The 21,419-nt window shown below is 70.3% G+C and carries 22 protein-coding genes; 5 read left to right on the top strand and 17 right to left on the bottom strand.

Features of this window, described 5'->3' with window-relative positions; translation table 11 throughout:
• Window positions 1-6: 6 nt before the first annotated feature.
• The gene (gene gadC / locus JOE59_RS16260; protein WP_204462293.1) at window positions 7-1,650 is read left to right on the top strand and encodes a glutamate/gamma-aminobutyrate antiporter GadC; all 1,644 of its coding nucleotides are present in this window, start codon (window positions 7-9) and stop codon (window positions 1,648-1,650) included.
• Between the two features lie 99 nt (window positions 1,651-1,749).
• Here the strand turns inward: gadC and JOE59_RS16255 are convergent, their stop codons facing one another.
• The 8 genes from JOE59_RS16255 to JOE59_RS16220 all read right to left on the bottom strand — a co-directional run bounded on the left by JOE59_RS16255 (window position 1,750) and on the right by JOE59_RS16220 (window position 9,566).
• Window positions 1,750-2,646: a glycine betaine ABC transporter substrate-binding protein gene (locus tag JOE59_RS16255; RefSeq protein ID WP_204462291.1), complete on the bottom strand. Its 897-nt coding sequence runs from the start codon at window positions 2,644-2,646 to the stop codon at window positions 1,750-1,752.
• A gap of 80 nt (window positions 2,647-2,726) precedes the next feature.
• Complete coding sequence (locus tag JOE59_RS16250; protein ID WP_204462290.1) at window positions 2,727-3,650, bottom strand: ABC transporter permease; 924 nt, start codon at window positions 3,648-3,650, stop codon at window positions 2,727-2,729.
• Window positions 3,647-5,059, bottom strand: coding sequence for a quaternary amine ABC transporter ATP-binding protein (locus JOE59_RS16245; protein ID WP_204462289.1), 1,413 nt, complete (start codon window positions 5,057-5,059; stop codon window positions 3,647-3,649). Before JOE59_RS16245 ends, JOE59_RS16250 begins: the two co-directional genes overlap by 4 nt.
• Window positions 5,060-5,409: 350 nt before the next feature.
• Window positions 5,410-5,811, bottom strand: coding sequence for a Fur family transcriptional regulator (locus tag JOE59_RS16240; protein ID WP_074260409.1), 402 nt, complete (start codon window positions 5,809-5,811; stop codon window positions 5,410-5,412).
• Window positions 5,808-6,650, bottom strand: coding sequence for a metal ABC transporter permease (locus tag JOE59_RS16235; protein ID WP_204462288.1), 843 nt, complete (start codon window positions 6,648-6,650; stop codon window positions 5,808-5,810). The genes JOE59_RS16240 and JOE59_RS16235 overlap by 4 nt, the downstream gene beginning before the upstream one ends.
• Entirely contained in the window at window positions 6,650-7,603 is a 954-nt protein-coding gene (locus JOE59_RS16230; protein ID WP_204462287.1) for a metal ABC transporter permease, read from the bottom strand. The genes JOE59_RS16235 and JOE59_RS16230 overlap by 1 nt, the downstream gene beginning before the upstream one ends.
• Before the next feature lie 47 nt (window positions 7,604-7,650).
• Window positions 7,651-8,439 (bottom strand): metal ABC transporter ATP-binding protein, encoded by a 789-nt coding sequence (locus JOE59_RS16225; protein WP_204462286.1) that lies wholly within the window; start codon window positions 8,437-8,439, stop codon window positions 7,651-7,653.
• A 5-nt stretch (window positions 8,440-8,444) separates the two neighbouring features.
• Window positions 8,445-9,566 (bottom strand): metal ABC transporter substrate-binding protein, encoded by a 1,122-nt coding sequence (locus JOE59_RS16220; protein ID WP_204462285.1) that lies wholly within the window; start codon window positions 9,564-9,566, stop codon window positions 8,445-8,447.
• A 155-nt stretch (window positions 9,567-9,721) separates the two neighbouring features.
• On the opposite strand from JOE59_RS16220, the gene JOE59_RS16215 reads away from it, so the two are divergent.
• On the top strand, window positions 9,722-10,207 hold the full coding sequence (locus JOE59_RS16215; protein WP_204462284.1) for a GNAT family N-acetyltransferase: 486 nt from the start codon (window positions 9,722-9,724) through the stop codon (window positions 10,205-10,207).
• A 73-nt stretch (window positions 10,208-10,280) separates the two neighbouring features.
• On the opposite strand, the gene JOE59_RS16210 is transcribed toward JOE59_RS16215, so the two are convergent.
• The 4 genes from JOE59_RS16210 to JOE59_RS16195 all read right to left on the bottom strand — a co-directional run bounded on the left by JOE59_RS16210 (window position 10,281) and on the right by JOE59_RS16195 (window position 15,117).
• Complete coding sequence (locus JOE59_RS16210; protein ID WP_204462283.1) at window positions 10,281-11,711, bottom strand: dihydrolipoamide acetyltransferase family protein; 1,431 nt, start codon at window positions 11,709-11,711, stop codon at window positions 10,281-10,283.
• 67 nt (window positions 11,712-11,778) lie between these two features.
• Entirely contained in the window at window positions 11,779-12,738 is a 960-nt protein-coding gene (locus tag JOE59_RS16205) for an alpha-ketoacid dehydrogenase subunit beta (RefSeq protein ID WP_239561171.1), read from the bottom strand.
• A gap of 95 nt (window positions 12,739-12,833) precedes the next feature.
• Window positions 12,834-13,976 (bottom strand): thiamine pyrophosphate-dependent dehydrogenase E1 component subunit alpha, encoded by a 1,143-nt coding sequence (locus tag JOE59_RS16200; protein WP_204462281.1) that lies wholly within the window; start codon window positions 13,974-13,976, stop codon window positions 12,834-12,836.
• Between the two features lie 16 nt (window positions 13,977-13,992).
• A complete protein-coding gene (locus JOE59_RS16195) occupies window positions 13,993-15,117 on the bottom strand; it encodes a histidinol-phosphate transaminase (RefSeq protein WP_374191139.1) in 1,125 nt (374 codons plus the stop codon).
• 50 nt (window positions 15,118-15,167) lie between these two features.
• On the opposite strand from JOE59_RS16195, the gene JOE59_RS16190 reads away from it, so the two are divergent.
• Window positions 15,168-15,554 (top strand): phage holin family protein, encoded by a 387-nt coding sequence (locus JOE59_RS16190; protein ID WP_074260418.1) that lies wholly within the window; start codon window positions 15,168-15,170, stop codon window positions 15,552-15,554.
• On the opposite strand, the gene JOE59_RS16185 is transcribed toward JOE59_RS16190, so the two are convergent.
• The 3 genes from JOE59_RS16185 to JOE59_RS16175 form a co-directional block, all read right to left on the bottom strand.
• Window positions 15,517-17,046, bottom strand: coding sequence for a serine/threonine-protein kinase (locus JOE59_RS16185; protein ID WP_204462278.1), 1,530 nt, complete (start codon window positions 17,044-17,046; stop codon window positions 15,517-15,519). The genes JOE59_RS16190 and JOE59_RS16185 overlap by 38 nt on opposite strands.
• A complete protein-coding gene (locus JOE59_RS16180) occupies window positions 17,031-17,396 on the bottom strand; it encodes a hypothetical protein (protein WP_204462276.1) in 366 nt (121 codons plus the stop codon). Before JOE59_RS16180 ends, JOE59_RS16185 begins: the two co-directional genes overlap by 16 nt.
• Window positions 17,397-17,495: 99 nt before the next feature.
• Entirely contained in the window at window positions 17,496-18,395 is a 900-nt protein-coding gene (locus JOE59_RS16175) for an aminoglycoside phosphotransferase family protein (RefSeq protein ID WP_204462274.1), read from the bottom strand.
• A gap of 96 nt (window positions 18,396-18,491) precedes the next feature.
• On the opposite strand from JOE59_RS16175, the gene JOE59_RS16170 reads away from it, so the two are divergent.
• Both JOE59_RS16170 and purB read left to right on the top strand, forming a co-directional pair.
• A complete protein-coding gene (locus tag JOE59_RS16170) occupies window positions 18,492-19,019 on the top strand; it encodes a low molecular weight protein-tyrosine-phosphatase (RefSeq protein ID WP_204463446.1) in 528 nt (175 codons plus the stop codon).
• The gene (gene purB, locus JOE59_RS16165) at window positions 19,016-20,398 is read left to right on the top strand and encodes an adenylosuccinate lyase (protein ID WP_204462271.1); all 1,383 of its coding nucleotides are present in this window, start codon (window positions 19,016-19,018) and stop codon (window positions 20,396-20,398) included. The genes JOE59_RS16170 and purB overlap by 4 nt, the downstream gene beginning before the upstream one ends.
• A gap of 131 nt (window positions 20,399-20,529) precedes the next feature.
• Here the strand turns inward: purB and JOE59_RS16160 are convergent, their stop codons facing one another.
• Together JOE59_RS16160 and JOE59_RS16155 are read right to left on the bottom strand one after the other, a co-directional pair.
• The gene (locus JOE59_RS16160) at window positions 20,530-20,823 is read right to left on the bottom strand and encodes an ABC transporter ATP-binding protein (protein ID WP_204462263.1); all 294 of its coding nucleotides are present in this window, start codon (window positions 20,821-20,823) and stop codon (window positions 20,530-20,532) included.
• Complete coding sequence (locus JOE59_RS16155; RefSeq protein ID WP_204462261.1) at window positions 20,820-21,407, bottom strand: HdeD family acid-resistance protein; 588 nt, start codon at window positions 21,405-21,407, stop codon at window positions 20,820-20,822. The genes JOE59_RS16160 and JOE59_RS16155 overlap by 4 nt, the downstream gene beginning before the upstream one ends.
• Between the last annotated feature and the right edge of the window lie 12 nt (window positions 21,408-21,419).

Below are 21,419 nucleotides of genomic sequence, written 5' to 3'. Positions count from 1 at the left end.
TGACTCATGACCGACATCACCGAGCGGGGAAGCAGCCCGGCCGGGTCGGCAGCGCCCAAACGCGCTGACGGCACCGTCGCGCCGTCGCCCGGGCATGTGAAGGCGCATCCGTTCGACACGGTCCCGCACAAGCCGGCGATCGGCGCACCGGGCGTGACCTCGCAGAAGTTCATGTCGCTCATGCAGCTGGCGATCCTGACCGTCGTCGCGGTCGCCTCCCTGCGGAGCCTGCCCGCCATGGCCGGCTACGGACTCGGGTCGATCACGCTGTTCATCATCCCCGCGATCTTCTTCCTCGTGCCGACGGCGCTCGTCGCGGCGGAGCTCGCGACCGGGTGGAAGGGCGGCGTGTTCACGTGGGTGCGCGAGGCGTTCGGCGGCAAGTGGGGATTCCAGGCGATCTGGCTGCAGTGGGTGCAGAACGTCGTCTGGTACCCGACCCAGATCGCATTCATCGCGGCGTCGCTCGCGTTCGTGTTCCTCGATCCGAACCTCGCGAACTCGGGGCTCTACACGGCGATCGTGATCCTGGTGCTGTACTGGTTCTCGACGTTCATCACCCTGAAGGGCGGCAACCTCTTCGCCAAGGTCGGCTCATGGAGCGGACTCGCCGGAACGATCTTCCCGGGCCTGCTGCTGATCATCTTCGGCATCATCTGGGTGTCCACCGGCCAGACCAGCCAGATCCCGCTGACGGCGGCATCGGTCATCCCGCCGTTCACGGGGCTCGCCTCGATCGTGCTCATCGTGTCGAACGTGCTCGCGTACGCCGGCATGGAGGTCAACGCGGTGCACGCGAACGACCTGAAGAACCCGGGCAAGGAGTACCCGAGGACGGTGCTCATCGCGTCGATCCTGATCCTCGGCATCTTCATCATTCCGACGATCGCGATCGGCCTGGTCGTGCCGTCCGACAAGCTCGGGCTCACGACCGGCATCAACCTCGCCTTCCAGGCCTACTTCGACGCCTTCGGGGTGTCGTGGCTCACGCCGGTGCTGTCGCTGCTCATCGCGCTCGGCGCGTTCGCCTCGGTCGTGACCTGGATCGCGGGTCCGTCACGCGGCCTCCTCGCGGCTGCGCGCAGCGGGTACCTCCCGGTGTTCCTCCAGAAGCGCAACAAGGCGGGCGTGCAGGTCGGCATCCTCACCGTGCAGGGCATCGTCGTGACGCTGCTCGCGTCGTTGTTCCTCTTCGTGCCGAACATCAACACGGCGTTCATCCTGCTCGTCGACATGGCGGCGGCGCTCTACCTCATCATGTACATGATGATGTTCGCCGCGGCCATGCGGCTGCGGGCGAAGCAGCCGCACGTCGTGCGCACCTACCGGGTGCCTGCGATGTACGTGGTCGCGACCATCGGGTTCGTCGCCTGTCTGGCGGCGTTCATCCTCGGCTTCATCCCGCCCGAGGGCTTCGGCGGCGGTGCTCCCGGTTGGACCTATCCCGTGCTCGTCGGAGTGGTCGTGCTCGCGCTGGGCGTGCCCCCGCTCATCTTCTATGCAGCGCGGAAACCGTCATGGGACCAGCGCACCGCAGACGAGAAGTCGACGTTCGACGACGTGCTCGTGAATCCGCCCGCCGCCGCGAACGCGGCGGATGCTCCGGCGACACCGGGGGCCGCGGCCGGTGGGGCGCCGCCGGCGGGCTAGCTGCACTCGCTGCACGACGAAGGCGGGTGAAACAGCGGGGGCGGATGCTGCGGCATCCGCCCCTTCTGTTCACCCGCCTGTTCGCGTGGCGCTCTCGAGCTACTTCGTCAGCGTGTCGACGTAGTCGCGGTTGTCGGCGATCCACTGCTCGACGACCGGCGCGTAGTCGTCGGAGTCGGCGTCGCTGTTGAACATGGCGTTCTCGAGCGAGAAGAGCAGCTCCGAATCCATCTGGAAGTCCTTCAGCCAGCCGGCGAGAGTCGGGTAGTTCTCCTCGAAGCTCTTGCCGCCGAAGGAGTGGATGCCCTCGGCATCGCCGAGCGTGCCCTCGGGATCCTCGAGGTCCTTCAGCGGGAACGCGTCGTAGGCCCAGTGCGGGCGCCAGAGCGTCACGGCGATGTTCTCGCCGTTCTTCGTGGCCGCCGTCAGCTCGGCGAGCATCGCGGGCGTGGAGCTCGTCACGTAATCCATCGAGTCGAGGCCGTACGTCGGGATGACCTCATCGGTCGTGACCCGGTTCAGGCCCGAGCCCGGCTCGATGCCGACGAGCTGGTTGCCGAAGAGATCGGCGTTCGCGGCGAGCTCCTCGAGGGAGTCGATCGGGGCGTCCTCGTTCACCGCGATGGTGAGCTTGGCGTCCTCATTCCATGCGCCGAGGTCGACGAGGTCGTCGCCGTACTGCTCGATGTAGTCGGCGTGGGTGATCGGCAGCCACGTGTCGAGGGTCACGTCGTAGTCGTCGGTCGTGAGACCGGTGTAGACGGGCGCGGGGTCGGCGTACTCGAGCGTCACGTCGTACCCCTGCTCGGTGAGCACGGCCTTCCAGAGCTCGCTCGCGGCGACTCCCTCGTCCCAGCCGTTGAACACGGCGATGGTGACGTCCTTCTGGTCGCCGTTCTCGAGGGTCTCGGCTTCGGCGCCGGCGGCGCAGCCGCTGAGTGCCAGAGCGGAGACCGCTCCGAGTGCAAGTGCTCCGGTGAGCATGCGCTTCTTCATGTGTTCCTTTCCTCCCGTGTGCTGTGGCACGGGTGTTGGGGAGCGTCGCGCGAGTCCGCGCGACGAACGTTCGCGGCGGGTCAGGCGGTGGCGGATGCCGCGGGCAGGCGTTCCGCCTCGGGGCCGAGCGGCTCCGAGGCATCCGTCGACGGCGCCTGCTTGCGCGGTGCGCCGGGCTTCCGCGGCGTGCCGAGCGCGCCGGTGACCCGGTCGAGGATGATCGCGAGGATCACGACCGAGAGTCCGGCTTCGAAGCCGAGGCCCACGTCGATGCGGGTGAGCGACTGCACGACCTCTCCGCCGAGTCCGCCGGCGCCGACCATGCCGGCGATGACGACCATCGAGAGCGAGAGCATGATGACCTGGTTGACGCCGGCCATGATGCTCGGCATCGCGAGCGGCAGCTGGATCTGGCGGAGGATGCGCCACGGCGAGGAGCCGAAGGCCTGGCCGGCCTCGACGACCTCCTTGTCGACCCCGCGGATGCCGAGCTCGGTGAGCCTGACGCCGGGCGCCATCGCGAAGATGATCGTCGCGACGATGCCCGGCACGACCCCGACCCGGAAGAGGATCAGCGCCGGGATCAGGTAGACCATGGCCGGCATCGTCTGCATGAAGTCCAGGATCGGCCGAATGATCTTCGAGGCGACATCGGAGCGGGCGGCGAGCACGCCGAGCGGCACCGAGATCACCACGGCGATGAGCGAGGCGACGAGCACGAGGGCGAGCGTCGACATGGCGTTGTCCCACTGGTCGACGCCGACGATCACGAGCAGGCCGAGCGCCGTGCCGATGGCGAGCTTCCAGCCCTTCGCGAGCCAGGCGACGGCCGCCAGCACGAGGATGACGATCCAGAAGGGCGGGGTCTGCAGCACGAAGTCGACGACGTCGTAGAAGCCGGCGAAGATGTTCCGCACGACGGTGAAGAACCCGCCGAAGACGTCGGTGATGAAGTCGATGACGGCGTCGGCCCAGTCGCCGAGCGGAAGTCGGAAGTCGTTCATGCCGGGCTCCTCTCCCCCGCGGCATCCGCTCGCGTGGCTTCGGCGCGGATGTCGACGGCTTCCGCCGCTGCTGCCGCCACGGCGCTGGCGTCGGCCGCGTCGGCGATCGCGGTGTCGGGCCGTGCCGTGCGGTGCAGCGTCGCGGTGATCACGTCGACCGGGATCGTCGCGGGCGTCTCGATGACGGCGTGCTCCCCCGTGTTCGACGAGACGTTGCCGAGCGCGGCGAGCAGGGTGACGCGGGGCACGGCGCCGAGCAGGCGTCCCTGTTCATCGACGACGGCGAGCGGCAGTTGGCTCTCGACGGCGCTCTCGAAGAGTTCGGAGAGGTGCTCGTCGGCGGCGACGACGGGGTGGTCGTCGCTGATCGCCGGCTCGAGGGACCGCTCGCCGCGCTGCACGAGGCGCAGCACGTCGCGGTCGTGCACGACGCCGAGGAGGCGCCGGCCGCTGCCGACCACGAAGACCATCGAGGTCTGCAGGTCGCGCATCGCCCGAAGTGCTGCGCGCGGGCCCGCCGAGGCGGTGACGACGGCGCGCGGCGCCTCCATCACGTTGCCGGCGGTGAGCACGCGCGAGCGGTCGACGTCCTGCACGAACTGGGCCACGTAGTCGTCGGCGGGGTCGGTGAGGATCTCCTCGGCGGTGCCGAGCTGCACGATGCGGCCGTCGCGCATGACCGCGATCCGGTCGCCGAGGAACATCGCCTCGTTGAGGTCGTGGGTGATGAAGACGATCGTCTTGCCGAGCTCCTGCTGCAGCTCGACGAGCTGCTCCTGCATCTCCCTGCGGATGAGCGGATCGAGCGCCGAGAACGCCTCGTCCATGAGCAGGATGTCGGTGTCCGACGCGAGCGCCCGAGCGAGCCCGACGCGCTGCTGCATGCCGCCCGACAGCTCGGAGGGCATCTTGTCGCCCCAGCCGCCGAGGCCGACGCGCTCGAGGATGTGCTCGGCGCGTGCACGCCGTTCGGCGGCGGGGACGCCCTGGATCTCGAGGCCGTACGCCGCATTCTCGAGCACGCTGCGGTGCGGCAGCAGCGCGAAGTGCTGGAAGACCATGGAGACGTGGCGGCGGCGCACCTCGCGGAGCCGCTTCGGCGACATCCCCGTGATGGTCTCCCCCATCACCGTGACGGTGCCGTCGGTCGGTTCGAGCAGGCCGTTCAGGGTGCGGATGAGCGTCGACTTGCCCGAGCCCGAGAGTCCCATGACGACGAAGATCTCGCCGCTCCGCACGTCGAAGTCGGCGTCGATGACCGCGGCGGTGCCGAGCGATGCGAGCTCGGCACGACCGGCCCCGGCGCGAAGGCGATCGAGCGCCTCCCTGGGCTTGCGCCCGAAGAACTTGGTGAGGCGACGAACCGAGAGCGCCGGCGATTCGGCCTCGCGTGCTGGTGTTTCGGACATGGACAGGCTCCCGGAGCGCACGCCGAACGCCGCGCACGTTGGACGTGCGCGGTCAGGAATCGGGAAGGGCTGACTCGTGGGTCACGGCCGGGTTGACGGCGATCCGGATGTCTGGACTCAAGCCCCGGTCTGATGCAGGGCGAAACAGGACTTCCATGCAACCGGCCATCGGGGCCGGGTGCCACGCCGCCGAACCATACGATTCTGCATGCCGTTTTCGGAATGCAGAAGCGCGGACTGGGCGATTCGGTCTTGCAGGACCGTGTCCACCGTATCGAGGTCGTCCATGCAACCCAAATCGTGCCGTGTGAAATCCACCCTGATCTGGGTTTTCACACGAAGCGTCGGCGCTACTCCCCCGCCGCCTGCAGCTTCGTGCAGTTGGCGCACAGGCCGAAGACGTCGACGACGTGCGCCGCGCCGGTGAATCCGTGCTCGGCAGCGACCGTCTTCGCCCACGCCTCGACCTCGTCGGCGGCGATCTCGACGGTCAGCCCGCAGTTGCGGCAGATGAGGTGATGGTGGTGCCCGGTCGTGCTGCACGCCCGATAGAGCGCTTCGCCGTCGGGCGACTGCAGCGAATCGGCTTCGCCGCTCGACGCGAGATCGCCGAGCGCACGGTAGACGGTCGCGAGCCCGATCGGGGAACCGCTCGAATGGAGGGTCGAGTGCAGCGCCTGCGCGCTGATGAACCCCTCGGTGCCGTCGAGTGCTTCGCGAACGGCTTCTCGCTGCCAGGTGTTGCGCTTCATGCGATCCGTGCGTCCTCCGCGGTCTCCACCGGTATGGAGACTCGGTTCAACGGTAGCGCGCGAAGCTTGGAGATCCCCAGTGCGAGCAGGAAGAAGGCCGTTGCAGCGAGTGCGATCGCGGGGCCGGCCGCGATCTCGAACATCCGCGAGGAGATGACGCCCAGCACGCCCGCCGCCGCGCCGATCACCGGGGCGGCGAAGAGCAGGCCCCGGAACGAGCGCACCATGAGTCGGGCGGCCGCCGCCGGCGCGGCGATGAGCGCGATCGCGAGGATGGCACCGACCGCGGGAAGCGAGCTGACGACCGACGCCGCCGTGAGGCCGAGCACGAGCAGTTCGATCGGCCACTCCCGGTATCCGGCGGCGCGGAACCCATGCGGATCGAACGTCGAGAACGCGATCTCCTTGCCGAACAGCGAGATGCAGAGCACCGCGACGATGCCGACACATGCCGCGAGCAGAATGTCTCCGTCGCTCACTGTGAGGATCGAGCCCATGAGCAGGGATTCGGCGCGCACGGGCAGCCCGGGGATCAGTGCCTGAAGCAGCGCACCGGCAGCGAACCCTCCGGTCAGCACGATGCCGGCCGCGACCTGCGCCCCCTGGCGACGCACGCGGGCGATGCCCGCCATGACCGCGACGAGCAGGACGGATGCCACGGCCGCGCCCGCGGGCACGCTCACGCCGAGGGCGGCCGCCGCCACGGCGCCGGGGTAGGTGCCGTGCGTCAGCGCCTGCGCGAAGAAGGTGCGGCGCCGCACGACCACGAGGCTGCCGACGAGCCCGGCGCCTGCGCCGATGATGATCGCGGCGATGAGCGCTCGTTCGAAGTACCCCATCAGTGCCCCTCCCCCGCCGGTCGAGCCTCGGCCACCCCGACCTCCGGTCGCGGAGCGGCAGGCGAGGAAGACCGCGTGGCGGGACCCGCCGCCCGTCTCGCCCGGCGGCTCCGGCCGAACATCGAGGCGACGAGCAGCACGAGCGCGTAGCCGACGACGAAGACGGCCACGACCGTGCTGCCCGCCGGCACGTCGACGCCGGCGCCGACCGAGATCGCGAACCCGAGGGCCAGGCCGAGCCACGCCGCGACGGCCGCGAAGACCGCTGCCGCGGGGAAGAGCCACCACAGCCGTGCTGTGGCGAGTCGCGACACCGCGCCGGGAACGATGAGGAGTGCGAGCACGAGGAGCGTGCCGATCGTGCTCGCCGCGGCCACGACGACCAGCGCGATCGCCGAGTTGAGCACGAGGTCGAGCACGAGCGCAGAGTCACCGGCGGCGCGGCTCCCCTTCGCGTCGAACGCCCGGTACAGCTGCTGCTTCAGGGTGACCAGCACCATGACGAGCGCGATGAGGCTCACGGCGACGAGCGGGAGCACCTCGTCGGGCGGGATCGTCAGCACACGGCCGAAGAGCAGCGCCTCGAGCTCGCCGGCGTAGTCGTCGCTGCGGGAGACCACGATGACGCCGACGCTGAAGGTCGCCGTCAGCACGATCGCGATCGCCGCGTCGGACGTGATGCCCGCGCGGTCGAGCCAGGTCAGCGCGAGCGCGCCGGCGAGAGCGGCGATCGCGGCACCGGGCAGGAGGCCGGCGCTGCCGCCCACGGCGAGCCCGATCGCGAGCCCCGGGAAGACGGCGTGGGTCAGGCCGTCGCTGATGAACTCGAGCCCCCTGAGGTTCACCAGCACGCCGACGAACCCGGCGACGACCGCGAGCACGAGCATGACGAGGAGCGCCCGCCCCATGAAGGGGATGGCGAACGCGCCGAACAGTGCGTCGGTCAGTGGCATCCGTCACCGCCCGGCCGCCTCGAACCGATGTATGTCGCGGTCGGCATTCAGTGGCCCTCGTGCCCGGGAACGACGAGGGTGTGCTCGTCGATCTCGACCTCGACGCCCTCGAAGCATTCCTGTACGTTGCCGAGCGTGAGCACGTCGTCGACCGGACCGCTCGCGAGCTGCGTGCGGTTGACGAGCACAACCGAGTCGCACACTCGACGTGCGAGATCGAGGTCGTGCGTCGAGACGAGCACGGCGACGCCGCGGGACTTGAGCGCGCGCAGGGTGTCGACGAGCGCGTCGCGATTGGGCTGATCGAGGCCGTTGAAGGGCTCGTCGAGCAGCAGCAGGCGAGGATCGGAGGCCAGTGCTCGGGCGAGGAGCCCCCGCTGGCGCTGCCCGCCCGAGAGCTCGCCGAACGGCCGCTTCGCGAGCTCGGCGAGGCCGACCGTCTCGAGCGCGTCGCGCACGGCGGCCCGATCGGCACGGCCGGGCCAGCGGAGGAGCCCGAGTCCGCGGTAGCGACCCTGCATCACGACCTGCTCGACACTGATCGGGAAGTCGGGGTCGAGGTCGGCCGACTGCGGCAGGAATCCGACCATGCCGCTTGCGGCATGCGATTGTTCGGCGGCGGCATCCGGCGTGCGCGCACCGAACTCGATCGTGCCGGCCGTGCGCGGCACGAGACCGAGCACGCCCTTCAGCAGGGTCGACTTGCCCGCACCGTTCGGACCGATGAGCGCGACGGCCTCACCGGGCGCGATGTCGAGGTCGAGTCCGCTGACTCCCGTGCCTCCGGGGTGGGTGAACGCGGCGCCGCGAAGGCGCAGCACGGGGGAGTCGTTCATGGCTGTCATCCTTGCAGTGCCTCGGGCAGCGCGGTAGGCGTGACGCCCCACGATTCGAGGATCAGTCGCGCATTGTGCAGCTGGCTGCCGAGGTACGTGGCACCCTCGCTGCCCTCGACGCCGAGCGAGTCGCCGTACAGCGCATCGGGGCCCGAGTACACCGTGACGCCGGCCTCGGCGGCGATGGTCTCGGCGGCCTTCGGCGAGATGGAGGCCTCGGAGAACACGGCCGTGGCGCCGGTCGCCCGGATGCGGTCGACGAGGGCGTCGATCTCGGCCGCGCTCGGCTCGGCGTTGTCGTCGAAGCTCGGGATGACGCTGCCGACGAACGTGACGTCGTAGGCGTCGATGAAGTAGGTGAACGCGTCGTGGTTCGTCACGAGCAGCCGTTCGGCGACCGGCACGGTCTCGACGTTCTCGCTGATCCACTCGTCGAGCGCGTCGAGCTTCGCCAGGTAGTCGGTCTCGTTCTGCGCGATGGCGGCGGCATCGACGCCCGGCACCTCCGCGAGCCCGTCGGCGATGTTCTCGACCATGTGCTCGGCGAGCTCGGGGTCGGTCCAGATGTGGGGATTGCCCGCGCCGTGGTCGTGGTCGGCCTCGTCGTGCTCGGCGTGGTCGTCCTCCGCGGCATCCGTCGCCTCGGCTTCGTCGTGGACATCGGCTTCGTCGTGCGCATCGGCTTCGTCGTGCGCATCGGCTTCGTCGTGCGCCTCGCCGTCGTGGTCGTCGGTGCCGTGGAGCTCGATGCCGGTGCTCGCGTCGATGAGCACGCCGTCGAACCCTGAGGCCTGCACCGCGTCGTCGAGCCAACTCTCGAGCCCGCCGCCGTTGACGACGAGGGCGTCGGCCCGCGAGAGTGCGAGCAGCTGCGCCGCCGAGGGGTCGAAGCTGTGGGCGCTCTGGCCGGGGGAGAGGAGCTGGGTGACTGCGGCGCCGTCGCCGACGAGTTCGCGGGCGAAGTCGCCGACCTGGGTCGTCGTCGCCACGATCTCGGGGCCGTCACCAGAGGCACCGGATGCCGCGGGTGCCGTGCACCCCGCGAGCGCCACGGCCGACACGGCCAGCACCGCGCCGCCGGCGAGGGTCGCGGGCAGTCGACGGAAGGCACTGGTTCGAGTGGTCATGTTTCCACCGTAGGTCTTATTGATAATGATTGTCAAAACCATGAAGCGACCGATTCGGACACAGTGAGTGAACATCGGCGCGCGATCCCCGCATTCCCGAGTCATCCTGTGGACAGGTCTGGCGAGTGTCGCACCGACGTGCGAGAGTGAAGCACGTGGATACGACGACAGCTCCTCTCACGTTGCATCCGTTCACCGTCGCCGATGCCGAGCGCGTGCTCTCGGGCGAGGTGGACCCCCACGACGGATGGGAAGGCGCCTACGCCTTCACCGACGAGCCCGAGCTGCTCGCCGAGTACCTCCGCACGGTGCAACAGAACGGCGATCCGACGCCCTTCGGCCCCTACCTCGTTCGTCGAGGCGAAGACGGCCCGGCCATCGGGGGAGTGAACCTGTTCGGTCCGCCCGGCGACGACGGAGCCGTCGAGTTCGCATTCGGCCTCGTGCCCGCGGTGCGCGGCCAGGGCCTGTCGACGCACACCGTCGCCGCCGTCGTCGAGCTCGCTCGAAGCGCCGGCGTCGTGATCCTCCGCGCCGAGGCCGAGGTGCCGAACCTGCCCGCTCGGCGCGCGCTCGAGGGCGCCGGATTCGCGCAGTCGTCGCGCACGGCAGAGGCGATCACGTACGACCTGCACCTGTAACCTCGTACGGAGGTTTCGACAGGCTCAACCCGCAGGGTCTCTGTTGGTCGAGCTCGTCGAGACCCGACCACGCCTACTCGAGCAGCAGCGCCGGCTCCTCGATGATCGACGCGACATCGGCGAGGAATCGCGAGGCCACGTCGCCGTCGACCACGCGGTGGTCGAACGAGGCGCCGATCGTCGTGACGAATCGCGGTCGCACCTCGCCGTCGACGACCCACGGCTTCTGCTTGATCGTGCCGAGCGCGATGATCGCCACCTCGCCCGGATTCAGGATCGGGGTGCCGGTGTCCATGCCGAAGACGCCGATGTTCGTGATCGTGATCGTGCCGTTCTGCATCTCGGCGGGCTGCGTCTTGCCCTCGCGCGCCGTCAGCGTGAGCTGCTCGAGCGCCGTGGCGAGCTCGACCATCGTCATCGCCTGGGCCTCCTTGACGTTCGGCACGATGAGGCCCCGCGGCGTGGCCGCGGCGATGCCGAGGTTCACGTAGTTCTTGACGACGATCTCGGTGTCGGTCCACTGCGCGTTGACGGTGGGGTTTCGACGCACGGCCCAGATCATCGCCTTGGCCATGATGAGGAGCGGCGAGATGCGCACCCCGGCGTAGTCGGGGGAGGCCTTCAGTCGCTTGAGGTACTCCATCGTGCGACTCGCGTCGACGTCGACGAAGACGCTGACGTGCGGCGCCTGGAAGGCGCTCTGCACCATCGCGCTCGCGATCGCCTTGCGCACGCCCTTGACGGGGATGCGCTCCTCACGGGCCTCGGGGCGCTCGGGCGTCTGGATGTTGCGGAACACGCTCGCCTGGCTCGCCTCGCGGATCACGTCGTCGCGCGTGATGTCGCCGATCGGCCCGGTGGGTGCGACGCGCGAGAGGTCGACTCCCAGGTCCTTCGCGAGCTTGCGGATCGGCGGCTTCGCGATCACCGGAAGCTGGGGTGCCGGACGCGACGGGGCGGCGACGGATGCCGCGGCACTCGCTGCGGCCGCAGGAGCCGTGCTCACCGGTGCAGGCGGGGGAGTGGGGGCGGCGAGACGCCCGTGCGCCCCGTCGGGCGTGACGTGCCGCCGGCGACGCGTCGCCGCAGGACCGGAGCTGCCGTGCCCGACGAGCACCGCGCCGCTCTCCTCGACGGCGTCGGCGACGGGCGCCGGTGCGGCAGGAGTCGCTGCGGCAGGAGCCGCGGGAGCGGACGGCGTCTCGGCCGTGCCCGATGCGGGCGCGGCCGGCACGGCAGGGGCGTCGGAGGCGAGCCCCGCGGCATCCGTCTGGATCACCAGGATCGGCGTGCCCACGTCGACCGTGTTGCCCTCTTCGACGAGCAGTTCGGAGACGACGCCCTCGAACGCGCTCGGCAGTTCGACGAGCGACTTCGCGGTCTCGATCTCGACGAAGACCTGGTCGAGGCTGATGCGATCGCCCGGTGCGACACGCCACTGCACGATCTCGGCCTCGGTGAGGCCCTCGCCGACATCGGGGAGGGGGAATCGGATCTCGCTCATACTCTTTACCCTCGCAGTCGGTCTATGCCGTCATCGTCATGTCAATGTCCGCGCGCCGCGCGCCAGATCAATACGCCAGGGCTCGGTCGACCGCCTCGAGCACTCGGTCGGGACTCGGCAGGTACTCGGTCTCGAGCGCGGCAGGCGGGAAGGGCGTGTCGAAGCCCGACACGCGCAGCACCGGCGCCTCGAGCGAGTAGAACGCCCGCTCGGCCACCGTCGCCGCGATCTCGGAGCCGACCGAGACGTTGCCGTACGCCTCCTGGGCGACGACGAGGCGCCCGGTGCGGTGCACCGAGTCGAGCAGGGGCCCGTAGTCGATGGGGGAGAGCGAGCGGAGGTCGACGACCTCGATGCTGCGCCCCTCGGTGGCGGCGATGTCGGCCGCCTGCAGCAGCGTCGCGATCATCGCGCCGTGGCCGACCACCGTGACATCGGTGCCCTGGCGCATGACGCGGCTCGCGTGCAGCGGCAGGCCGGCGTGGTCGAGGTCGACCGGACCCTTCGGCCAGTAGCGGCTCTTCGGCTCGAAGAACAGCACTGGGTCGTCGGAGCGGATCGCCTCCTGGATCATCCAGTAGGCGTCGTGCGGGTTCGACGGGCTCACCACGCGCAGGCCCGGGGTGTGCGCGAAGTACGCCTCGGGGCTCTCTTGATGGTGCTCGATCGAGCCGATGTGGCCGCCGTAGGGCACCCGGATCACGACGGGCATCGAGAGGGAGCCGTCGTGGCGCACCGTCTGGCGCGCGAGCTGGGTGGTGATCTGGTCGAACGCGGGGAAGATGAAGCCGTCGAACTGGATCTCGATGACCGGGCGGTAGCCGCGCATCGCGAGGCCGATCGCGGTGCCGACGATGGCCGACTCGGCGAGCGGCGTGTCGAGGATGCGCTGCTCGCCGAACTCGGCGGAGAGCCCTTCAGTCACGCGGAAGACGCCGCCGAGCGGGCCGATGTCCTCGCCCATGAGCAGCACCTTCTCGTCGGCGCGGAGCGCCTCGCGAAGGCCGGCGTTGATGGCCTTCGCCATCGACAGCGTCTGCACGCCGCGCACGGGAGCCTCGCCGGTCGAGGGCGTGTCGCTCGCGACATCCGTCACGTGGTTCTCCTCTTCGGTGCGGGCGCTCATGCTGCGCCCCCTTCCGGGTTCTCGAACGAGGTCTCGAAGTTCTCGAGCCATGCGGCCTGCTCGACCATGAGGGGGTGCGGCTCGCTGTAGACGTGCTCGAAGATCGCCTCGCGCGTCGGCGCCTGCAGTTCGAGGGCGCGGCGACGCAGGTCCGCGGCGATGTCGTTCGCCTCGGCGTCGACGTCGGCGAAGAACGAAGCGGATGCCCCGCGGCCCTCGAGCCACGTGCGGTAGCGCGTGATCGGGTCGCGCGCCTCCCAGTAGGCCACCTCGTCGTCGGTGCGGTACTTCGTGGGGTCGTCGGCGGTGGTGTGGGCGCCCATGCGGTACGTCACGGCCTCGATGAGGCTGGGGCCGTCGCCCGCGCGCGCCTCCTCGAGCGACTGGCGGGTGACCGCGTAGCTCGCGAGCACGTCGTTGCCGTCGACGCGCACGCCCGGCATGCCGAAGCCGCCGCCGCGCAGCGACAACGGGCTGCGCGACTGCCGCGCGACCGGCACCGAGATCGCCCACTGGTTGTTCTGGATGAAGAAGACCTGCGGCGTCTGGTAGCTCGATGCGAAGACGAGCGCCTCGTTCGCGTCGCCCTGCGAGGTCGAGCCGTCGCCGTAGTACACGAGCACCGCGGCATCCGTCTCGGGGTCGCCCGTCGCGGTCGCACCGTCGAACTGGAGGCCCATCGCGTACCCGGTCGCGTGCAGCGTCTGCGACGCGAGCACGAGCGTGTAGAGGTGGAAGTTGCCGTTCTCCTCAGGGTTCCACCCGCCGAGGGTGGCGCCGCGCAGCAACGCGAAGATGCGCGCGAGATCGAGCCCGCGGATCATGCCGACGATGTGCTCGCGGTACGACGGGAACAGATGGTCCTGCGGGCGGGCGGCGTGCGCCGAACCCACCTGCGCGGCCTCCTGCCCGTGACTCGGCACCCACAGGGCGAGCTGGCCCTGCCGCTGCAGGTTCGCGCCGGCGACGTCGATGCGGCGCGAGACCGCCATGTCGCGGTAGAAGCGCTGCAACTCGGCGTCGCTCAACGCCTCGACGAGCGGGAGATAGGCCTCGGCCTCGGGGGAGGGACGAAGTTCGCCCTCATGGGTCAGGAGCTGGACCGTCGGCGCGGTGAACTCTCTTTCGCGGGCTGCCACCGTTCCACGCTACCCGCTACTGCGGGTGCCCTTCTTGTGAGCCCGGTACAAGCTCACCCAGAATCGTGAGGAGGATGTCCACAGATTCCGCTTCGCCGATCGAGATGCGGATGCCGTCGGGGGCGAAGGCGCGCGTCACGATTCCGGCGTCGAAGAGACGCTCGGCCACTGCGGTCGTCGCCTCGCCGGCGGGCAGCCAGACGAAGTTGCTGCGCGCGGGCGGCACCGGCCAGCCCTGCGCCACGAGCGCCGCGTGCACGCGATCGCGCCGATCGGCGATCGCGCCGACCCGCTCGAGCAGCTCGGCCTCTGCGACCGGCTCGAGCGAGGCGATGGCAGCGGATGCCGCAGCAGCCGTGACTCCGAGGGGGATCGCCGTGGCGCGGGCGGCGTCGAGCAGTTCGACGGGGCCGATGGCGTAGCCCACACGGAGGCCGGCGAGGCCGTAGGCCTTCGAGAAGGTGCGGAGCACCACGAGGTTCGGGTAGCGCCCGATGAGCGTCGCGCCGTCGACGGCGTCGTCGGCGCTGCCGTCGCCCCGCACGAACTCGGCGTACGCCTCGTCGAGCAGCACGAGCCGGTCGGCGGGCACCTTCGCCATGAACGACTCGAACTCCGCCGCGGTCACGACGACCCCCGTGGGGTTGTTCGGCGTGCACACGATGACGACGCGGGTGCGATCGGTGATCGCGGCGGCCATCGCGTCGAGGTCGTGGCCGTGGTCGGCGCGGTTCGGCACCATCACGCTCGTGGCACCCGCCACCGTGACGAGACCGGGGTAGGCCTCGAACGATCGCCAGGAGTAGACGACCTCGTCACCGGGCGCGGCGGCCGCGAGGATGAACTGCGCGAGGAGCGCGACCGAACCCGCGCCGACGAGCACCTCGTCGGCCGTCACGCCGAAGCGCTCGGCGAGCCGCTCGCGAAGGGCGAGCGCCGTGGCATCCGGGTACCGATTGATGTCGTGCGCGGCGGTCGCGACGACCTCGACGACCGAGGGCAGCGGCCCGAACGGGTTCTCATTGCTCGACAGTTTGAAGCCGTCGGCGGGCGCGGGGCGCCCCTGTCGGTACGGCGGAAGGGCGGCGATCTCGGGGCGCAGGCGTACGCGCGCCCCCGTGGGCTCCGGTGCGGTCACGATTTCCACCGTACTCCTTCGCTCCCAGCTGGCCCGTCTGACAGAGTGGACGCATGCGGTTCATCGTCAAGGTCATCGTCATCGCGCTCGCCCTCTGGCTCACGACACTCATCGTGTCGGGCGTCAGCGTCGTGCCCTACGAGGACACCCAGCTCGCGACGGTGCTCACCTACCTGCTCGTCGCGCTCATCTTCGGCCTCGTGAACGCCATCATCGGCAACTTCATCAGGATCGTCGCATTCCCGCTGTACGTGCTGACGCTCGGCCTCATCTCGTTCATCGTCAACGGGCTCCTGCTGCTGCTCGTCGACTGGATCAGCGACCTCATGGGCTTCGGCCTCGTGGTCGAGAGCTTCTGGTGGGGTGTGCTCGGCGCACTGGTGCTCGGTCTCATCAGCTGGCTCATCGGCCTGGTGCTTCGACCGGTGTCGAAGGGCTGAGCTCGCGGGTCGCGACCCACCGACTCATCTCGCCCGACCCGTCGCCGGTGAACCGGGCGACCTGCTCGCGGAACGCCACGAGTCGCTCCTCCTCCGAGGCGTCGATGAGCGCCGCGGTCTGCCGGTAGCGGAACAGCTCGTGGGCCGGCACCGCGGCGTCGTACTCGGCACCCGCCTCGAGCACGCTCCGTGAGACGGTGAGGCGGTCGGGCGACGGGTGCCCCCATCCACCGGTCGCGGGAACGAGGTCCTCCTCGTGCTCGATCGAGAGCAGGGGCGTGCCCTCGGGGAGCTCGGCGGAGGCGACCGGGCCGCCGGCGCTCACGACCGCGACGACGTTCAGTTCGGGGTCTGCTGCGAGGCCTGCGGCGGCGGCACCACCGCCCGAGTACCCGATCGGCACGATCGGGTCGCCCGGCTTCGCCCCGGCCTCCGCGAGCGCCAGGCGGGCCGCCCGGTCGACCGCCGCCGAGTCCGCGCCGGCGAGGCGCAGCGCATCGATGGCCGAGTCGTCGGCGATGCCGTGCACGTTGCTCGTCATGTCGTTCGTCTCGGCACCGGCCGTCGTGGTGAAGTCGACCGTGCCGCCGATGTAGACGACCCATCGCGGATCGGACGCCTCGCCGTAGCGCTCCACCCGGATCTGCGCGTCGGCGTCGGAGGTCGGGATGCGGTCGACGAGGTCGGCGATGCCGGTGGGGGCGGAGACCGGGGCGCCGAACGGTTGCCCGTCGGCGAGGGCAGTCCGACCGGCAGCACGATGATCTGCACGCCCGTCTCGGCGTTCTCGCTTCACACTCACCGGCCCGTCGACGAGCACTTTGCTGCCGAACGCGGCGCCGACCAGCCCCGTGGCGCCGAGGAGCAGCGACGCGGCCTCGGGCGCGCGGATCTCGGCACCCGCGGCGACAGCGAGCCCCTGCGGCACTCGGAGCCCGCCGGCGACGATTTCGTCAGCCGAGTCCGCTGCGGTGCAGACCGCGCGTACGAACGCAGGGGCGGAGAGCATGCCCTGCTGTTGGGCGAGCCACGTCTCGGCCGGGACGTGCCAGCCGAGTGCCTTCGCGCCGGCGATCGCGCCCGCCACCACACCACCAGCGATCAACGTCGAGGGGAGCACTGCCACGCCGCCCAGGAGCCACGCCAGCGAGCCGCCGGCGACTCGCCAGAGCGCCTCGACGACGCCTTCGGCCGCACCGTAGCGCTCGGCGCTCTCGATCAACGCCTCACGCAGTCGCCCGGCGTACTGCGTGGCCTCGTACAGGCGTGCACTGGCGTTCGCGATGCCCCATGTCGGTGAAGAGAGGTCGGAGGTGCCGGCCGAGGGTTCCGAGAGGTCGAGTTCGATGAGGCCACGGCTGATGACCCGGGCGCGTTCGCGCCACTCCGCCACGACCGCTTCGGTGGCGCCGAGACGGGAGGCGTCGGCGAACAGTTCGTCGGTCGCGACGGAGGTCGACCCGCCGCCGCTGACCGTCAGCGAGTCGTCCACGATGCATCGCTTCGCGTGATCTGCACGTGCTGGTCGCCCAACGCGGCGCGTTGCAGGTCGAGCTGGTGCTCCATGCGTCGGATGCGGTCGACGAGCGCGCTCTCGGCGTCGACGAGCCCGTCACGGGCCGCGAGTACACGGGCGCGGAGGTCGTCGAGACCTCGCACGTACCCGTCTGCCGCCGACGATCGCCAGGCTCCGCTGGATGGTGGCACCAACCGATGCACGGACTCGTTCACCTCGGCGAGCAGCGACCGGAGCATGAGCAGGTGGGCGCCGGCGTCGTCGATGCGTTCCTGCGAGACAGCGGTGCCCTTCAGGGGAAGCGCGTACGGGTCGGAATCGAGCATGCGACGAGTGTCACCGAACCGCGAAATCGCCGGAGTCGACGGCGGCCAGGCGGTGAGCCCGGCGACGAATACCGTGCCTGTGCAGGAGGAGTGACCGTCTCAGTCGGCGAGCACCGCGTCGAGCGCGTGCACGCCGACCCGGCCGAGACGCCCTCCGGTGCCGATCGTGTCGACGATCGCGGTGCCGAGCACGAGCGCCCAGCCGCGGGCGCGGTCCCACATCGCGTCATCCGTCGCCCGAAGCCGGTCGACCTCGGCGCGGAAGATCGCGCGCGCCGGGGCATCGAAGGTGAGCCAGGCCGTGGCGAGATCGCCGGCCGGGTCGCCGGCGCAGACATCGCCGAAGTCGACGACCGCGGCCAGGTCACCGGATGTCGCGAGCACGAGGTTCGCCGGATGCAGGTCGCCGTGCAGCCACACCGGCGGGCCCGACCATTCCGCCGCGGCCAGTCCACGGTTCCAGATGGCGCGGAGCGCCTCGATTTTTTCGGGTTCCGCCGCGAGTCCGCGCTCGAACCTTCCCTGCACGACTTCGTCGCGCTCGGCGAGCGGCACGCCGCGATAGGGGTTGGCCGGTGCTCCTGCAGGCGCGGGGACGCCGAGTTCCGCGACGAATGCCGCCAGCGACGCCGCAGCGGCGGCTCGCGCAGGGGGCTCCACGTCAGCCGCACTCACCCCGTCGAACCACGGCAGGATGCTCCACGGGAAGTCGAACCCGAGTTCGGGAGCCGGGCGGCCGATCCGCACGGGTGCCGGCACCGGCACGGTGACGCGCGAGGCGATCTCGGGCAGCCAGCGCTGCTCGTGCAGCACGAGACCGGCGGCGATCGTGCGCCGCGGCAACCGCACCAGGTGGTGCTCGCCGAGGCGGAACATCGCGTTGTCCCATCCGTTCGCAACCAGCTCGATCGGCGCAGCGAGGTCGGGGTGCTGCGCCGCCACGAGCGCCCGGGCGAGCGCCTCGTCGACGGGGATATCGGGCTCGGGGGCATCCGTCATCGCGCCCTCCCCGTCTGCTCTCCTCGCTCGACCGCCCAGCGTACCGCCCCCGAACTGGTGCTGTGCGATGGCCCGATGTCGTCCACAATGGAACCCATGACGCGAGCGGATTCCGCGGGGGACGACGCGCCTCCATTCCGGGTGTCATTCGTGTGCACGGGCAACATCTGCCGATCGCCGATGGCCGAGGTCGTGCTGCGCGCGCATGCCGAGCGCGCCGGGCTCGGCGACCGCCTGTCCATCGAGTCCGCTGCGACCGGCGACTGGCATGTCGGCGAACCCGCCGACCGGCGTACTGTCGCTGCCCTCGAACGCGCCGGCTATGACGGGAGCGGTCATCGGGCGCGCCAGTTCGAGGCGACCGACTTTCCACGGCTCGACCTCGTGGTGGCCTTCGATCGCGGGCAGGCGCGGATCCTGCGCAACTGGGCGCCGGGCGCGGCCGAGCAGGCGAAGGTGCGGATGCTGCTCGAGTTCGGGCCCGATTCGGCCGAGCTGCAGGACGTGCCCGACCCCTATTACTCCGACGAACCGATGTTCGATCGAGTCCTTGAGATGATTGAACGGTCGACGTCGGCACTCTTCCGGCAACTCGCACCAGCACTCAGACAAGGAATCCGATGACTTCGCTGCCTCCCCAGCCGCTCAGCCCCCTCGACGGTCGCTACCGCTCGGCGGTCGGAGAGCTCGGCGAGCACCTCTCCGAGGCCGGCCTCAACCGGGCGCGCGTGCACGTCGAGGTCGAGTGGCTCATCGCCCAGACCGACCGCGGCTTCTTCGGCTCCTCGCCGCTCTCCGACCACCAGAAGGCGAGCCTGCGCCAGGTCGTCGCCGACTTCGGCCAGGCCGACATCGACGAGCTCGCAGGCCTCGAGGCCACCACCCGGCACGACGTCAAGGCCGTCGAGTACTACGTGCGCCGCCGCCTCAGCGACCTCGGCCTCGATGCGATCGCCGAGCTCACGCACTTCGCGTGCACGAGTGAAGACATCAACAACCTCTCGTACGCGATCACCGTGCGCGACGCCGTGCGCGACGTGTGGCTTCCGAAGTACCGCGGCGTCATCGAGACGATCGAGGCCCTCGCCCGCGAGCACCGCGACGCCTCGATGCTCTCGCGCACCCACGGCCAGCCGGCGACGCCGTCGACCATGGGCAAGGAGCTCGCGGTCTTCGCGTACCGCCTGCGCCGCATCGAGCGCCAGATCGAGGCGACCGAGTACCTCGGCAAGTTCTCGGGCGCGACCGGCACGTTCTCGGCGCACGTCGTCGCGGCACCGGATGTCTCGTGGCCCGAGGTCTCCCGCGAGTTCGTCGAGTCGCTCGGCCTCGCCTGGAACCCGCTCACGACCCAGATCGAGTCGCACGACTGGCAGGCCGAGCTCTACGGCAAGGTCTCGCACGCCAACCGCGTGCTGCACAACCTCGCGACCGACATCTGGACCTACATCTCGCTCGGCGTCTTCCGCCAGATCCCCGCGCCCGGCGCGACCGGCTCGTCGACGATGCCGCACAAGGTCAACCCGATCCGCTTCGAGAACGCCGAGGCGAACCTCGAGCTCTCGAGCGCCGTGCTCGACTCGCTCGCCGCGACCCTCGTGACCTCGCGCATGCAGCGCGACCTCACCGACTCGAGCGCGCAGCGCAACATCGGCGTCGGCTTCGGGCACTCGATGCTCGCCCTCGACAACATCCAGCGCGGTCTCGGCGAGATCGACCTCGACCTCGTGGTGCTCGCGGCCGACCTCGACGGCAACTGGGAGGTGCTCGGCGAGGCGATCCAGACGGTGATCCGCGCCGAGGTCGTCGCCGGTCGCTCGACCATCGCCGACCCCTACGCGATGCTCAAGGAACTCACCCGCGGCAAGCGGGTCGGCGCCGCCGAGCTCGCGGAGTTCGTGAACGGGCTCGAGATCGGCGACGACGCGAAGCAGCGCCTGCTCGCGCTCACGCCGCAGTCGTACACCGGCATCGCCTCGGAGCTCGTCGACCGCCTCGGCTGACGCCGCGCCGCGGCATCCGCTCGCTCGGGTGCCGCGGTCGCTGCGTCGCAGGATCCTCCGGGCGACCCGCCGGATCGCCGCGGCGCGCCGCTCGAATCTTCCTGCGACTCGGCGATGCCGAGCGAGGCGGGTCAGTGACCGGGCGTCTGCGGCGCGGCAGGGCCTTCGCTGTCGTCGGGCGTCTCGCCCTCGATCTCGGCAGCTTCTTCGGCGTTGGGCTTGATCGCCATGGAGAGCAGCGCGAGCGTCATGAGCACGGCGATGAAGGCGATGCCGGCGACGATCAGGGCGAGCGTGAGGTCGCGTGCGGTGACGAGCACCACGACGCCCGTGAAGACGGCGGCGATCGCGGCGCCGCCGACGTACTCGATGGGGCGGAGCATGTCGCGCCGGCTCGGCTTGTACTCACCGGGGGTGTTGGTCACGAGGTCTGCTCCGTTCCGCGGGCGTCGGGCGCGCCATCCGCTGGGCTGGTGGCCCACTTCAGCGAGAACCCGCCGATCACGAGGTACACGCCGAGGATGACGAGGTAGCCGCCGAGCAGGCCGACCGCGGTGACGGCGTCGAGCGGGATGACGAGGAACACGAGCGCGAGGATCGCCGTGAAGGCGCCGGCGGCGATCCAGTCGCGCGCGGCCGGGGTGCGGCCGCGGGCGCGGAGGCCGGCGAAGAGTTCGAGGATGCCGGTGACGGCAGCCCAGACGCTCACGAGGTAGAGCAGGAACGGCAGCCCGCCGGGCACGGTGAGGGCGAGCAGGCCGGCCGCGACGGTCACTACAGCGGCGATCACGAAGAACGAGCGGATGCCGCGCTCCTCGGTGAACCGCATCGACAGCGCACCCGTGATGAGCCCCGACACGACGGCCCAGAGGCCGAAGACGAGCAGGCCGAACTCGGGGGAGTGGTTCTGCGAGAAGGTGATGACGGCGGCGGGCACGAGTGCCAGGATGCCGCGGACGACCGGGACGACCCAGTACCGGGCACGCTCGGGAGCGGCGGCGATGGCCACGACGACCTCTTT

Origin of the sequence: Agromyces cerinus, from assembly GCF_016907835.1 — a bacterium.
Taxonomy (GTDB): domain Bacteria; phylum Actinomycetota; class Actinomycetes; order Actinomycetales; family Microbacteriaceae; genus Agromyces; species Agromyces nitratus.
The sequence above is the reverse complement of the archived record's forward strand: the minus strand, read 5'-3'. Positions and strand labels throughout refer to the sequence as shown.

What these genes read in the sequence shown, in the direction of transcription:
- gadC (WP_204462293.1), top strand. Translation starts at nt 7, where the DNA reads ATGACCGACATCACCGAGCGGGGAAGCAGCCCGGCCGGGTCGGCAGCG.
- JOE59_RS16255 (WP_204462291.1), bottom strand. Translation starts at nt 2,646, where the DNA reads ATGAAGAAGCGCATGCTCACCGGAGCACTTGCACTCGGAGCGGTCTCC.
- JOE59_RS16250 (WP_204462290.1), bottom strand. Translation starts at nt 3,650, where the DNA reads ATGAACGACTTCCGACTTCCGCTCGGCGACTGGGCCGACGCCGTCATC.
- JOE59_RS16245 (WP_204462289.1), bottom strand. Translation starts at nt 5,059, where the DNA reads ATGTCCGAAACACCAGCACGCGAGGCCGAATCGCCGGCGCTCTCGGTT.
- JOE59_RS16240 (WP_074260409.1), bottom strand. Translation starts at nt 5,811, where the DNA reads ATGAAGCGCAACACCTGGCAGCGAGAAGCCGTTCGCGAAGCACTCGAC.
- JOE59_RS16235 (WP_204462288.1), bottom strand. Translation starts at nt 6,650, where the DNA reads ATGGGGTACTTCGAACGAGCGCTCATCGCCGCGATCATCATCGGCGCA.
- JOE59_RS16230 (WP_204462287.1), bottom strand. Translation starts at nt 7,603, where the DNA reads ATGCCACTGACCGACGCACTGTTCGGCGCGTTCGCCATCCCCTTCATG.
- JOE59_RS16225 (WP_204462286.1), bottom strand. Translation starts at nt 8,439, where the DNA reads ATGAACGACTCCCCCGTGCTGCGCCTTCGCGGCGCCGCGTTCACCCAC.
- JOE59_RS16220 (WP_204462285.1), bottom strand. Translation starts at nt 9,566, where the DNA reads ATGACCACTCGAACCAGTGCCTTCCGTCGACTGCCCGCGACCCTCGCC.
- JOE59_RS16210 (WP_204462283.1), bottom strand. Translation starts at nt 11,711, where the DNA reads ATGAGCGAGATCCGATTCCCCCTCCCCGATGTCGGCGAGGGCCTCACC.
- JOE59_RS16205 (WP_239561171.1), bottom strand. Translation starts at nt 12,738, where the DNA reads ATGGCGAAGGCCATCAACGCCGGCCTTCGCGAGGCGCTCCGCGCCGAC.
- JOE59_RS16190 (WP_074260418.1), top strand. Translation starts at nt 15,168, where the DNA reads ATGCGGTTCATCGTCAAGGTCATCGTCATCGCGCTCGCCCTCTGGCTC.
- JOE59_RS16180 (WP_204462276.1), bottom strand. Translation starts at nt 17,396, where the DNA reads ATGCTCGATTCCGACCCGTACGCGCTTCCCCTGAAGGGCACCGCTGTC.
- JOE59_RS16175 (WP_204462274.1), bottom strand. Translation starts at nt 18,395, where the DNA reads ATGACGGATGCCCCCGAGCCCGATATCCCCGTCGACGAGGCGCTCGCC.
- JOE59_RS16170 (WP_204463446.1), top strand. Translation starts at nt 18,492, where the DNA reads ATGACGCGAGCGGATTCCGCGGGGGACGACGCGCCTCCATTCCGGGTG.
- purB (WP_204462271.1), top strand. Translation starts at nt 19,016, where the DNA reads ATGACTTCGCTGCCTCCCCAGCCGCTCAGCCCCCTCGACGGTCGCTAC.